Origin of the sequence: Streptomyces sp. NPDC087422, from assembly GCF_044744145.1 — a bacterium.
Lineage (GTDB): Bacteria > Actinomycetota > Actinomycetes > Streptomycetales > Streptomycetaceae > Actinacidiphila.
Window position 1 is genome coordinate 33,775 of sequence record NZ_JBIUXT010000020.1, and the last position, 13,295, is coordinate 47,069.

Annotated in this window: 12 protein-coding genes and 1 riboswitch; of the genes, 6 read left to right on the forward strand and 6 right to left on the reverse strand. The window is 69.9% G+C overall.

Features of this window, described 5'->3' with window-relative positions:
• Window positions 1-138 precede the first annotated feature (138 nt).
• A riboswitch (cobalamin riboswitch) is annotated at window positions 139-284 on the reverse strand.
• Window positions 285-361: 77 nt separating this feature from the next.
• Window positions 362-616, reverse strand: a complete 255-nt coding sequence (locus tag ACIO6U_RS35640) for a hypothetical protein (protein WP_401725554.1) — start codon at window positions 614-616, stop codon at window positions 362-364.
• Between the two features lie 89 nt (window positions 617-705).
• Here ACIO6U_RS35640 and ACIO6U_RS35645 point away from each other — a divergent pair, with 89 nt between their 5' ends.
• Entirely contained in the window at window positions 706-1,659 is a 954-nt protein-coding gene (locus ACIO6U_RS35645; protein ID WP_355347320.1) for a helix-turn-helix domain-containing protein, read from the forward strand.
• A gap of 106 nt (window positions 1,660-1,765) precedes the next feature.
• On the opposite strand, the gene mctP is transcribed toward ACIO6U_RS35645, so the two are convergent.
• From mctP to ACIO6U_RS35660, 3 genes are all read right to left on the reverse strand, one after another.
• Window positions 1,766-3,388 (reverse strand): monocarboxylate uptake permease MctP, encoded by a 1,623-nt coding sequence (gene mctP, locus ACIO6U_RS35650; RefSeq protein ID WP_401725557.1) that lies wholly within the window; start codon window positions 3,386-3,388, stop codon window positions 1,766-1,768.
• The gene (locus ACIO6U_RS35655) at window positions 3,385-3,660 is read right to left on the reverse strand and encodes a DUF3311 domain-containing protein (RefSeq protein ID WP_401725560.1); all 276 of its coding nucleotides are present in this window, start codon (window positions 3,658-3,660) and stop codon (window positions 3,385-3,387) included. The genes mctP and ACIO6U_RS35655 overlap by 4 nt, the downstream gene beginning before the upstream one ends.
• 118 nt (window positions 3,661-3,778) lie before the next feature.
• Window positions 3,779-4,555 (reverse strand): GntR family transcriptional regulator, encoded by a 777-nt coding sequence (locus ACIO6U_RS35660; protein ID WP_355347422.1) that lies wholly within the window; start codon window positions 4,553-4,555, stop codon window positions 3,779-3,781.
• Between the two features lie 319 nt (window positions 4,556-4,874).
• On the opposite strand from ACIO6U_RS35660, the gene ACIO6U_RS35665 reads away from it, so the two are divergent.
• The 4 genes from ACIO6U_RS35665 to ACIO6U_RS35680 all read left to right on the forward strand — a co-directional run bounded on the left by ACIO6U_RS35665 (window position 4,875) and on the right by ACIO6U_RS35680 (window position 9,700).
• Window positions 4,875-6,170, forward strand: a complete 1,296-nt coding sequence (locus ACIO6U_RS35665) for an extracellular solute-binding protein (RefSeq protein WP_355347311.1) — start codon at window positions 4,875-4,877, stop codon at window positions 6,168-6,170.
• Window positions 6,171-6,261: 91 nt separating this feature from the next.
• On the forward strand, window positions 6,262-7,269 hold the full coding sequence (locus tag ACIO6U_RS35670; RefSeq protein ID WP_401306482.1) for a carbohydrate ABC transporter permease: 1,008 nt from the start codon (window positions 6,262-6,264) through the stop codon (window positions 7,267-7,269).
• A complete protein-coding gene (locus tag ACIO6U_RS35675) occupies window positions 7,266-8,153 on the forward strand; it encodes an ABC transporter permease subunit (protein WP_391044377.1) in 888 nt (295 codons plus the stop codon). Before ACIO6U_RS35670 ends, ACIO6U_RS35675 begins: the two co-directional genes overlap by 4 nt.
• Window positions 8,150-9,700, forward strand: coding sequence for a glycoside hydrolase family 3 protein (locus ACIO6U_RS35680; protein ID WP_401725564.1), 1,551 nt, complete (start codon window positions 8,150-8,152; stop codon window positions 9,698-9,700). Before ACIO6U_RS35675 ends, ACIO6U_RS35680 begins: the two co-directional genes overlap by 4 nt.
• 84 nt (window positions 9,701-9,784) lie before the next feature.
• Here ACIO6U_RS35680 and nagB read toward each other — a convergent pair whose 3' ends face one another.
• Entirely contained in the window at window positions 9,785-10,570 is a 786-nt protein-coding gene (nagB, locus tag ACIO6U_RS35685; RefSeq protein ID WP_401725567.1) for a glucosamine-6-phosphate deaminase, read from the reverse strand.
• Window positions 10,571-11,351: 781 nt separating this feature from the next.
• Between nagB and ACIO6U_RS35690 the strand changes: the two genes are divergently transcribed.
• Window positions 11,352-12,800 carry a histidine kinase N-terminal domain-containing protein gene (locus ACIO6U_RS35690; RefSeq protein WP_355347416.1) on the forward strand — a complete coding sequence of 483 codons (1,449 nt, stop codon included), beginning with the start codon at window positions 11,352-11,354 and terminating at the stop codon, window positions 12,798-12,800.
• A 133-nt stretch (window positions 12,801-12,933) separates the two neighbouring features.
• On the opposite strand, the gene ACIO6U_RS35695 is transcribed toward ACIO6U_RS35690, so the two are convergent.
• Window positions 12,934-13,191 carry a WhiB family transcriptional regulator gene (locus tag ACIO6U_RS35695; RefSeq protein ID WP_031520293.1) on the reverse strand — a complete coding sequence of 86 codons (258 nt, stop codon included), beginning with the start codon at window positions 13,189-13,191 and terminating at the stop codon, window positions 12,934-12,936.
• Between the last annotated feature and the right edge of the window lie 104 nt (window positions 13,192-13,295).

The window sequence follows — 13,295 nt, forward strand, 5'->3', positions numbered from 1 at the left end:
TCGAACGCGGCGACGGCCAGGCGGGGAGGAGCGGGTACGCGTGCGGAGGCGCACCCCTGCTCAGGCATGGGCGTGCCGCGACGCGTCCGCCGGCCCAATCCGCGAGGCCCGGACACAACTGCGCCCGTCGCTTGTGGGCGCTACGGGCGCGCTGGCGGCAGGTCCTCGGGCTGTGCGGGCGTACGCCCGCTCACCGTTGCGGGGCAGCGCCGGATTCGCACCGGCTTCCCCTGCTCGACAGCGAAGTTGAGCATACATGTAGTGCCGCGGTTCGCGTGGAAGCCCAGATGTTGTGTCGTGAGGGCGGGTCGCCGAGGTCGGCGCGCAAGCGCCGGAGGGGATTTTATTCCCTCCGGCGCCCTCAGATCCGCGGGGCCGCGACCGCTGTGAGGGCCGGTTCGCGGCCTGGTTCGCGTTCCGGTTCGCGGTCCGGTTCGCGGTCCGCGCGCGCGGCGCGTCTCGCGTGCGCCCGGCGTGTCGCCTCGGCCTCGCGGGCGGCGTCGGCCGCGCGGATCTGGCGGGTGATCCTGGCCTCGGCGCGCAGGCCCAGGACGGGGACGAAGGAGAGGATGAGGAGGAGGGCGGAGAGGGCTGCGATGTCCAGGAGAACGGTCATGGGTCAATCGTGCTCGCGCCGCTTACCCGCGAACAGTGGCAGGACCGCCGTACTACCGCGACATCCTGCCAAGTGGCATCCTCGGGAGCATGCTGAAGAACGTGGCCGCGGTACTGCTCGACGGTGTCCACCCCTTCGAACTCGGGGTGATCTGCGAGGTGTTCGGCCTCGACCGCAGCGAGGACGGGCTGCCCGTGTACGACTTCGCGGTGATCTCCGGCGAGGGCCCGACGCTGCGCACGCACGCCGGGTTCGAGCTGTCGGCCTCCTGCGACATGGACCGGCTGGACGAGGCGGACCTGATCGCCGTACCGGCCGGGGACTCGTACATCGACCGGGACTTCCCGCCGCAGGTGCTCACGGCGCTCAACCGGGCCGTGGAGCGCGGCGCGACGGTGCTCAGCGTGTGCTCGGGCGTCTTCGTGCTGGCCGCCTCCGGCATGCTCGACGACCGGCGCTGCGCCACGCACTGGCGGCACGCGGAACGCCTCGCGAGCCGGTACCCGCAGATCAAGGTCGAGTCCGACGTGCTGTACGTGGACGACGCGGGGGTGATCACCTCGGCCGGTACGGCCTCCGGCATCGACGCCTGCCTGCACCTGGTGCGCAAGGAGCAGGGCAGCGCCGTCGCCAACGGCATCGCCCGCCGCATGGTGGTGCCGCCGCACCGCGAGGGCGGCCAGGCGCAGTACGTGGACCGGCCGCTGCCGCGCGGGCAGAGCGACACCGTGGCCGGGGTGCTGTCCTGGATGGAACGGCACCTGGACCGCGAGGTGACCGTCGAGGAGCTGGCCGCCCGCGCCCACATGTCGCCGCGCACCTTCGCCCGCCGCTTCCAGCAGGAGACCGGCACCACCCCGTACCGCTGGCTGCTGGGTCAACGGGTTCTGCTGGCAAGGGAGTTGCTGGAGGCCACCGACCACACCATGGACGCCGTCGCGCTCCGCGCGGGGTTCGGGAACGCGGCGACCATGCGGCATCACTTCGCCCGCTGGACGGGGACCACGCCGCAGGGGTACCGGCGCACTTTCGCCTCGCGCTGAGGCGCGGGTCCCCAAGGCGCGGGTCCCCAAGGCGCTGGTCCCCAAGGCGCGGGCCGCACACCACAACGCGGCCTCGCGCCCCCGGGACCCGCCCCCTCGCGCTCTACTACGCCGGTGCGGGAACCGCCTCCTTCGCCGCCTCCTCCGCCTCCACCACGTAGTCGCCCTTCGCCGTCTCGTCCACGCCGTCGGGGGCCTTGAGGGCGCGCAGGACCAGGGTGAGGACGACCGCGACCGCCGCGTTCAGGACGAAGGCGGTGAGGCCGATGTAGCCGAGCTCGCCGATGCCGGGGATCTTCGCGGAGTTGCCGCCGAAGTGCGACTGGCTGGCGCTGGTCTGCTCGTACGCCTTCCACGTGCCGTACGCCATGCCCGCCGCCCAGCCGGCCAGCAGCGCCCAGCGGTGGAACCAGCGGGTGAACAGGCCGCCGACGATGGCCGGGACGGTCTGGAGGATCCAGATGCCGCCCAGGAGCTGGAAGTTGATCGCGACCGTCTTGTCCATCGACAGCACGAAGACGAGCGCGCCGACCTTGACCACCAGGGACGCGGCCTTGGAGACCTTGGTCTCCTGCGCGGGGGTGGCGTCCGGTTTGAACAGGTCCTTGTAGATGTTGCGGGTGAACAGGTTGGCCGCCGCGATCGACATGATCGCCGCCGGGACCAGCGCGCCGATGGCGATGGCGGCGAAGGCCACCCCGGCGAACCAGGAGGGGAACATGTCCTCGAAGAGCTGGGGGATGGCCAGTTGGGCGTTGTAGCCCTTGACGCCCTTTCCGACGCCCGCCGCCAGCGCCATGAAGCCGAGCATCGCCAGCAGGCCGAGCATCAGCGAATACAGCGGCAGGATCGTGGTGTTGCGGCGGATGGTGTTGCGGCTCTTTCCGGAGAGCACGGCCGTCACCGAGTGCGGGTACAGGAAGAGCGCCATCGCCGAGCCCATCGCGAGCGTGGCGTACGCCCATTGGGCCTGCGGCGCCGACACCAGTGAGCCGCGCGGCTTGCCGGTGGCGGGGTTGGTCACCTTGTAGGCCGCGTCCGCCTTGTCGAAGATGTCGCCGAACCCGCCCAGTTTGTAGGGGATGTAGATGATCGCGACCGCGATGACGATGTAGATCAGCGCGTCCTTGACGAAGGCGATCAGCGCGGGCGCGCGCAGCCCCGAGGAGTACGTGTACGCGGCCAGCACACCGAAGGCGATCAGCAGCGGCAGGTCCTTGACGAACCAGTTGGTGGAGTCGCCGCCGCCCACGCCCATCACGTCCAGCACGGCCTGGATGCCGACGAGTTGGAGCGCGATGTACGGCATGGTCGCGACGATCCCGGTGAGCGCCATCGCGACCGACAGGCTCTTCGACCCGAACCGGCCGCGGATGAAGTCCGACGAGGTCACGTACCCGTGCTTGTGCGAGACCGACCACAGCCGCGGCAGGAAGAGGAACACCAGCGGGTAGGTGATGATCGTGTACGGGACCGCGAAGAACCCGGCGGCGCCCGCGGAGTAGATCGCGGCGGGCACGGCGACGAAGGTGTACGCGGTGTAGAGGTCGCCGCCGAGCAGGAACCAGGTCACCCAGGTGCCGAAACTCCGGCCGCCCAGGCCCCATTCGTCCAGGTGCAGGGCGTTCTCCGCGCGTCGCCAGCGGGCGGCGAGGAAGCCCATCACCGTGACCAGGAGGAAGAAGAAGACGCAGACGCCGAGCGCCACGCCGTTCACGTCGTTCGTCACTTGCCCGCACCCCCCTTGCGCGCCCGCTCCTCGCGGCGCACCAGGACGTACGCGGTGTACGTCAGCAGCGCCGCCGCCGGCACCCACGCCATCTGGTACCAGTAGAAGAACGGGATGCCGATGAACCTCGGGGTGAGCCGCGAGTACGAGCTGACCCAGAGCAGCGCCACGAAGGGCGCGACCAGGCATATCCCGGCGATCACGCGCGACGCGGTGACCACCGGCCGCCGCGGCGGCGCGGGGTGTTCCTCAAGTGATAGGTCGTCGGGCATACGTGCGGCTCCCGTCCCCTAGAGCTACGAGTGTGACTCGCGGGAATCTAGGGGAGGGGAGTAGCGCACGTCACCATGTGTGCGGCGATCTCACTCGTGAGAAGTCAAACCGACGGTCTCAGTCGGTGGGGCGGCTCAGTCGTGCCACGAACTTGTAGCGGTCGCCGCGGTAGACCGAGCGCACCCACTCGACCGGTTCGCCGACGGTGTCGATCGAGTGCCGGGAGAGCATCAGCATCGGCAGGCCGACGTCGGTGCCGAGCAGCCCGGCCTCGCGCGGGGTGGCCAGCGAGGTCTCGATGGTCTCCTCCGCCTCGGCCAGCCGCACGTCGTAGACCTCGGCCAACGCCGTGTACAGGGACGTGTACTTGGCGAGGCTGCGGCGCAGCGCGGGGAAGCGCTTGGCCGACAGGTGCGTCGTCTCGATCGCCATCGGCTCGCTGTTGGCCAGCCGCAGCCGCTCGATCCGCAGCACCCGGCCGCCGGCCTTCATATCGAGCAGCCCGGCGAGCCGGTCGTCGGCAGTGATGTAGCCGATGTCCAGGAGCTGGGACGTGGGTTCGAGACCCTGGGCGCGCATGTCCTCGGTGTACGAGGTCAGTTGGAGCGCCTGGGAGACCTTCGGCTTGGCGACGAAGGTGCCTTTGCCCTGGATGCGTTCGAGCCGGCCCTCGACCACGAGTTCCTGGAGCGCCTGGCGGACCGTGGTACGCGAGGTGTCGAACTCGGTGGCCAGCGTGCGCTCCGGCGGTACGGGCGTGCCGGGGGGCATGGTCTGGGTGATGTCCAGAAGATGCCGCTTGAGCCGGTAGTACTTGGGCACGCGTGCGGTACGGCCCGCGGTGCTCGCGGTCCCCGCCGTACTCTCCGCGCCACTGCCCGCGTCGCTGTCCATGACGTCTACTCCCGACTGCTGTCGTGCTGCCGTCACCGGCTCCTCCGTTATATGCGGCTCACATCGTGGCACGGCCTGACCTGGAGCGGGGAGGCGGTAGTGGTCGCTTCCCGCTCAGGTGTCGGTCCGATAACAGAGCCGACATGGGTTCTTATACACCCTTGACACCCCCAAAGGTCTAGGCCAAGCTCCGGGTACTGGTCTAAACCATTAACGACCAAATCCCAGACCCACGAGCAGGACGCGGCTGCACACGTGTCTCGCGGTAGCCGACATTTCGGGTGGTGGGGGGAGTTTCGGGCATCCTGAGGAGGGTGGCGTGAAGCGCAAGCTCATCGCGGCGATCGGCGTCGCGACCATGATTGCTGGTATTGCGGCCTGTGGGTCGGACAAGAAGGACGACAAGGCCGCTGAGAAGCCGGCCGACCAGACCGGCACGGTGACCGTCTGGCTGATGGCCGAGGCGCAGACCGCCTGGCCCGAGCTGGTACAGAACACCACCGCCCAGTTCAAGGCGAAGTACCCGAAGGTCAACGTCAAGATCCAGTACCAGCAGTGGAGCGACAAGGTCCAGAAGCTGGACGCCGCGCTCTCCGGTTCCAGCGCCCCCGACGTGGTCGAGCTGGGCAACACCGAGACCCAGACGTACATCCTCAACGGCGCTCTCGCCGAGCTGGACAAGAAGACCTTCCAGAACTCGGACACCTGGATCAAGGGCCTCGAGGACACCTGCACCTACCAGGGCAAGCTCTACTGCGCGCCCTACTACGCCGGTGCCCGCGTCGCGATCTACAACACCGCCGACTTCAAGGCCGGTACGGGCTCCGACGCCTTCCCCGCCACCGAGGACGAGCTGACCGCCGCCCTGGACAAGATCGAGGCGAAGAAGGGCGGCGACAAGACGTACTCGCCGCTCTACCTCCCCGGCCAGTACTGGTACGCGGCCATGTCGTACGTGAAGGCGTACGGCGGCCAGATCGCCAAGACCGACGGCAGCAAGTGGACCGCCGACCTGGAGAGCCCGCAGGCGCAGCAGGGCATCCAGCACTTCATCGACCTGGTGAAGAAGTACAACCACGGCGACCAGACCAAGGACGAGGCGGACCACGCCAACGTCATGGCCCACGAGAAGGCCGGCGTCATCTACGGCAACGGCTGGGAGTCCGGCTCGGTCATCACGCCGCCGAACGGCAACGCCAAGCTCAAGGACGTCATCAAGACGGCCACGATGCCCGGCCCGAACGGCAAGGCGCTGCCCTCCTTCATCGGCGGCTCCGACCTCGCCGTGGTCAACAAGTCCAAGGTGAAGGACCTCGCCAAGGAGTGGATCGCGGACTTCACCGACGAGAAGAACGAAGCCGCGCTGGTCACCAAGGCGACGCTGCCGAACAACACCAAGCAGCTCGAGCCGATGAAGGCCGACCCGGCCACCGCCGCCGCGGCCAACGCCGTGCCGGACGCCTGGTTCACGCCGATCGCACCGGGCTGGGCCGCGATCGAGAAGCAGGGCATCCTCAAGTCGATGCTGCTCGACATCCTCAAGGGCAAGTCCGTCGCCGACGCCACCAAGGCCGCCGACGACAAGATCAACTCGCTGATCAACACCGCCTCCTGACACGGCGGTCGTCACCAGGGGAGGGCGGTCCGCGGTCGCGGGCCGCCCGCCCCGGTATCCCGGCATGGACACCGAAGAAAGGTCAGAGCGGATGAGTGCCGCCGACACGCATGCCACCGAGCCGGTGACGGGGGGCCGCCCGCAGATCCCGCCGCCGCGCTCGACCGGTCCGGCCGCCACGACAGCGGGCCGCGCCGCCGGGCGCAACCGGCAGAGCAGATCGCTGCCGTATCTGCTGATCGCTCCGGCGCTGCTGATCATGATCGGCGTGCTGGGCTACCCGCTCGTCGACACCATCGTGCTGTCCTTCCAGGACGAGCGCCGCAACAACCTCTGGAACGGCGTCGCGGCGCCCTGGGTCGGCTTCGACCAGTACAGCTCGATCCTCGGCGACAGCGAGTTCTGGGCCGTGGTGCTGCGCACCGTGGTCTTCGTCGTCGTCTGCGTCGTCGCCACCATGTCGCTCGGCCTGCTGATCGCGCTGCTGATGCAGCGGGTCTCCAACTGGGTCCGGGTCACCATGAGCAGCGTGATGATCGCCGTGTGGGCGATGCCGCTGCTGGTCGCCACCTCGGTCTTCAAGTTCATGTTCGACTCCGACTACGGCCTGGTGAACCAGCTCCTCACCCGGCTGCCCGGCGTCGACTACACCCGGCACAACTGGTTCCTCAACCCGACCACCGGCATGGCGATCATCGCCGTCCTGGTCGTCTGGGGCGCCATCCCCTTCATCGCCATCAGCCTGCACGCGGCGCTCACCCAGGTCCCCAAGGAACTGGAGGAGGCCGCGCGGATCGACGGCGCCAAGGGCTTCGGCATCTTCCGCTACGTCACCTTCCCGATCATCAAGCCGGTCTTCGTGATGACCAGCACCCTGTCGGTGATCTGGGACTTCGGCGTGCTCGGCCAGATCCTGCTGATGCGCGGCGGCCAGCCCGAGCAGGACTACCAGACGCTCGGCCTGTACGCGTACACCCAGGCGTTCATCTCCAACTCCTTCAGCCGGGGCGCGGCCATCTCCGTGGTCTCCGTCCTGCTGCTGTCGGGTGTCGCCGTCTACTACCTGCGCCAGCTTCTGAAGATCGGAGAGGTCGAGTGAGCACCGCTGTCAAGAGCGGCCCCGCGACCCAGGGCCCCACGGCCGGAGTCGTCTACCGCACTCCGAAGAAGAAGCGCAACGGCTGGAACGTGCTCGGCCTGATCGTCACCGTGATCATGGGCTTCCCGGTGTACTGGATGGTCATCACCGCGCTCCGCCCGAGCCAGGAGATCCTCAGCTACCACCAGAAGCTCTATCCCAGCTCCGTCACGTTCAACCAGTTCAAGCGCGCGATGGACATGCCCAACTTCTGGGACAACGTCAAGAGCAGCGTGATCATCTCGGCGTGCAGCGTCGTGATCGCCATCGGCATCGGCCTGCTCGCGGCGTACGCCATCGGCCGGTTCAAGTTCTGGGGCCGCCGCGGCCTGGTCATCGCGCTGCTGGTGATCCAGCTCATCCCGGCCACCTCGATGCTGATCCCGATCTACATCCAGCTCAACAAGATGGGCGGCCTCAACCAGTACTGGGGCGTCATCGTCGTCTACGCGGCGAGCACCCTGCCCTTCGCCGTGTGGATGCTGCGCGGCTTCATCGTCAACATCCCCAAGGAGCTTGAGGAGTCGGCGATGGTCGACGGGTGCAGCCAGATGGAGGCGTTCCGCCGCGTCGTCCTCCCGCTGCTCGCGCCCGGCCTGGTCGCCGCGTCGATCTACGCGCTGATGACCGCCTGGAACGAGTACCTGTTCGCCTACGTACTTCTCCAGGACAATGACAAGTACACGTTGAGCATCTGGCTGCTGAAGTTCACCGGACAGCGCGGTACGGACTACGGAGCCCTCATGGCGGGCTCGATCCTGATCGCCCTGCCCGTCGTGATCTTCTTCCTGTTCGTCCAGCGCAAGGTGGCCTCCGGCCTGACCGCAGGCGCGGTGAAGGGATGACCGTCATTACCGTCGACACGCCCGCGGACGTCCTGGCCCGCGACGCCCTCACCGTCCTCCAGCCCGGCTTCCGCGGCACCGAGGCCCCCGACTGGGTGCTGCGGCTGCTCGCCGAAGGGCTCGGCGCGGTCGCGCTGTTCTCCCGCAACATCGAGTCGCCCGAGCAAGTCGCCCGGCTCACCGCCCAGTTGCGCGCGGTACGGCCCGACGTGCTCGTGGCCGCCGACGAGGAGGGCGGCGACGTCACCCGCCTCGAAGCGCGCGGCGGCTCCTCCTTCCCCGGCAACCTCGCGCTCGGCGCCGTCGACGACGTCAAGCTCACCCGGGCCGTCGCCGCCGAACTCGGCCGCAGGCTCGCCGCGTGCGGCGTCAACCTCAACTGGGCGCCGTCCGCCGACGTCAACTCCGACCCCGGCAACCCGGTCATCGGCGTCCGCTCCTTCGGCGCCGAGCCCGAACTGGTCGCGCGCAACACCGCCGCCTACGTGGAGGGAATGCAGTCGGCGGGCGTGGCGACCAGCGTCAAGCACTTCCCCGGCCACGGCGACACCGCCGTCGACTCGCACCACGCGATGCCGCGCATCGACGTCGACCTCGACACCCTGCGCGACCGCGAACTCGTGCCGTTCAGGGCGGCCGTCGCCGCCGGCACCAAGGCCGTGATGAGCGCTCACATCCTCGTCCCGGCCCTCGACCCCGACCTGCCGGGCACGCTCAGCTCCGCCGTCCTCACCGGCCTGCTGCGCGCCCCGCGCGAGCAGGGCGGCCTCGGCTACGACGGCCTCATCGTCACCGACGGCATCGAGATGCAGGCCATCTCCGCCGCCTACGGCATCGAACGCGGCACCGTCATGGCGCTGGCCGCCGGGGCCGACGCGATCTGCGTCGGCGGCGGCCTGTCCGACGAGCAGACCGTGCTCGGCCTCCGCGACGCCATCGTGCGCGCGGTGCGCGAGGGCGACCTCCCCGCCGAGCGGCTGGCCGACGCCGCCGCCCGGGTGCGCGACCTCCAGGTGTGGGCCGCCGAGCGGGCGGCCGCAGCGGAGGGGACCGCGTCCGCCGCCCCGGCGGGGGAGTCCGACATCGGCCTGGAGGCGGCCCGCCGCGCCCTGCGGATCACCCGCCGCGCCGAGTTCACCCCGCTCACCGAGGCGCCCTACGTCGCCGCCCTCACGCCGGTCGCCAACATCGCGGTCGGCGACGTGACCCCCTGGGGCATCGCCGCCGACCTCGCCAGGCTCCTGCCGGGCACGGTCACGGGCACCTACCCCGGCCGCGAGGTGGAGGAGCTGGGCGCCGAGGCGTTCGCCGCCGGACTCCTCGACGAGGCCGGCGACCGTACGATCGTCGTCGTCGTCCGCGACGCCCACCGGCACCGCTGGATGTCCGAGGCGCTCGCGGCGGTCGTCTCCCGCCGCCCAAGCACGGTCGTCGTGGAGATGGGCGTGCCCCAGGCGCCCGCCACCGGCGCCCTCCACATCGCCACCCACGGCGCGGCGCGCGTCTGCGGCACGGCCGCCGCCGAGGCCATCGTGGGCTCCGTCTGACGCGGGCTCCGTCTGACACGACAGAGCGCCGGACGGACTGCGATCAGTCCGTCCGGCGCTCTTTCGCGTTCCGCCGGGCAGGCCCTAGACGCCCTGCCAGGCGGGCTTGGCCGCGAAGGTGGCGCGGAAGTACGGGGCCAGCTTCAGCTTGGAGGCGGCGGCCTCGTCCACGACCACGGTGGCGTGCGGGTGGAGCTGGAGCGCCGAGGCGGGAACGACGGCGGCGACGGGCCCCTCGACGGTCTGCGCGACGGCCTCCGCCTTGCCCTCGCCGGTGGCGAGCAGCACCAGGTGCCGGGCCTCCAGGATGGTGCCGATGCCCTGCGTGATCACGTGGTGCGGCACCTGCTCGATGTCGCCGTCGAAGAAGCGGGCGTTGTCGACCCTGGTCTGCTCGGTGAGCGTCTTGATCCGGGTCCTGGAGGCGAGCGACGAGCAGGGCTCGTTGAAGCCGATGTGCCCGTCGGTGCCGATCCCCAGGAGCTGGAAGTCGACGCCGCCGGCCGTGGCCAGCGCCGCGTCGTACGCCTCGCAGGCGGCCTGCACGTCGTCGGCGGCCCCGTCGGGCCCCATGAAGGACTTCTCCGACAGCCCCAGCGGCTCCACGACCTCCCGCAGCACGACCGAGCGGTACGACTCCGGGTGGCCGGTGGGCAGGCCGACGTACTCGTCGAGCTGGCAGACGCGGGCACGGGCCGCGTCGACGGCGCCCGAGCGGACCTTCGCCGCCAGCGCCTCGTAGATGGGCAGCGGGGTGGATCCGGTGGCCACGCCGAGCAGAGCGTCCGGCTTGCGGCGCAGCAGCGCGGCCATGGCCTCCGCGATCAGCTCGCCGCCTGCCGCGGCGTCCGGGACGATGACAACTTCCACGCTGGGCCTGCCGTTCTGGAGGGGACTTGTGTGGTATAGACCAATCTAGCAGAGCAGGGCCCCGTCGGCGCTGCGCCGGGGCACCTCTGCCCGCCACCCAGACCTCCACCGCGGAGCTGCTGGTCCTCTGCCTCCTCGTGGAGAGCCTGCGCGGCGGGGTTCGCCGCTCGGGTGCGGCTGCGCGTGAGGCTGAGCCCCTGGGCCACGTGTGCGCGAGGTGGTTGCACCGGATCTAAGCGCCCGGAGGCGAGAGGGCGGCAATAAAAAGGGAATTACGGCGCCCCCACAAAAGACGGCTCCCACCCCACGGCGCCCCCACAAAAGAGCCCCCCCGCCCACAAAAGAGCCCCCCGAAAAAACCCACGGGCCGCGGTGCGCAGCGGGGACCCTCAACCCCGCCGGCACCGCAGCCCGGAGCAGCCGTCGGCGCCTGGCCGGCGGGGTGTGCGGTTCCCCCCGGCGCGATGGGCCGACCTTGAGGTCAGGGCGTAGTCAGGGCAGAGAACGCCTTGCCTCGGTCCGTCCTCCTGTGCGGGGAGGACGGAGGTCTGATGCCACGCGTGTACGCGACACACGAGGTGCCACGTTCGACGCGCGGTACGCGCCACGCGTGGTGTCACGCTTCATTGTGGACTAGACCATTCGGCCTTGTCTACGGTTCCCGGCGACGCTTCCTCGCCAGGCCCCCGGCGGGTCGATGCACCCTCCAGCGAAATCATCTCCGAAAACGGCTCGTCCCGCACCCCCCTCCCCGGCCGGTACGCTCACAGGCGTGCCCTCCATGAACGACCTCGTACGCGAGCACACGGCCCTCGACGACTCCGACCTCGAATGGCTTCATCTGCTCGTCTCGGAGTGGCAGCTGCTCTCCGACCTGTCCTTCGCCGACCTCGTGCTGTGGGTGCCCACCCGCGACGGCACCCGGTATGTGTCCGTCGCGCAGATGCGGCCGAACACCGGGCCGACCTCGTACCAGGACGACATGGTCGGCCACCTGGTGCCGCGCGGGCGGCGTCCGCTGCTGGACATGGCGCTCGACGAGGGCCGTATCGTCCGCGAGGGCGACCCGGAGTGGCGCGAGGAGGTGCCGGTACGGGTCGAGTCGATCCCGGTGCGCCGCGACGGCCGGGTCCTCGGGGTGATCGCGCGCAACACCAACCTGCTGACCGTACGCACCCCCAGCCGTCTCGAACTCACCTACTTGCAGAGCGCCAGCGACCTGGCCCAGATGATCGCCCAGGGCGCCTTCCCGTTCCCGGCCGAGCAGGTCGACATGGACGCCTCACCGCGCGCCGGTGACGGCCTGATCAGGCTGGACGCGGACGGGCTCGTGCAGTACGCCAGCCCCAACGCGCTGTCGGCGTACCACCGGCTGGGCCTGGCGGCCGACCTGGTCGGCCACCACCTGGGCAAGGCCACCGCGGAACTGGCCCCGGCCCGCGGCCCGGTGGACGAGGCGCTGGTGAAGCTGGCCAGCGGCTGGGCGCCGCGCGAATTCGAGGTCGAGGGCGGCGACGGCGTCATCCAGCTGCGCGCGATCCCGCTCAAGCCCAAGGGCGTCCACACCGGTTCGCTGGTGCTGCTGCGGGACGTGACGGAACTGCGCCGCCGCGAGCGCGAGTTGATGACCAAGGACGCCACCATCCGGGAGATCCACCACCGGGTGAAGAACAACCTCCAGACGGTCGCCGCGCTGCTGCGCCTCCAGGCACGCCGGATGGACTCCGACAACGCCCGTGAGGCGCTGGAGGAGGCGGTCCGCCGGGTCGGGTCGATCGCCATCGTGCACGAGACGCTCTCCCAGACCCTGGACGAGCGGGTCGAGTTCGACGAGATCGCCGACCGCGTGCTGTCGATGGTCGCGGAGATCTCACCCGGCCGGGTCACCCCGCGCCGCACCGGCCGGTTCGGCATCCTGACCGCCGAGATCGCCACTCCGCTGTCCATGGTCCTGACCGAACTGCTCCAGAACGCGCTCGAACACGGCTTCGGGCCGGGGGAGTCGGGCACGGTGGACGTCACCGCCACCCGCGGCCGGGAGCGGATCACCATCTCGGTGCAGGACGACGGCCGGGGCCTGCCCGACGGCTTCGACGCCCAGGAAGCGGGCAACCTCGGCCTCCAGATCGTCCGCACCCTCGTGGTCGGCGAACTGGGCGGCACCTTCGACATGGTCCCCGCCGAGCCGCGCGGCACCCGCGTCGTCCTCGAACTGCCCCTGGAGAGCTGAGAGTTCGCCCTTCCTGCGCGAGGGCACAGCAAAGGACCCCGACCTGGAAGGTCGGGGTCCTTCATGATGCTGTGTGCTGCGCGTGTTGGTGGGTGCTGCGCGCTGCGGCTCGGGGGGAAGCGGTAAGTGCGCGTCAGGCGCTGGCGTTGCGGGCCCGGTTGCGAGCGGCGCGGCGCTTCATCGCGCGGCGCTCGTCCTCGCTGAGGCCACCCCAGACACCGGCGTCCTGGCCACTCTCCAGCGCCCACTGCAGGCACTGCTCCATGACGGGGCAGCGGCGGCAGACGGCCTTGGCTTCCTCGATCTGCAGCAGCGCAGGACCGGTGTTGCCGATGGGGAAGAAGAGCTCGGGGTCTTCCTCGCGGCAAACGGCGCGGTGACGCCAGTCCATGGCTGCTCCAACTCCTTGTGTGACAAGCACGTTGCTTGTGAATGTGAACGCTTTCACGAATCCCTACGCAGGCAACGGGACGCCGCCCAGTCTTCACTGGTGCT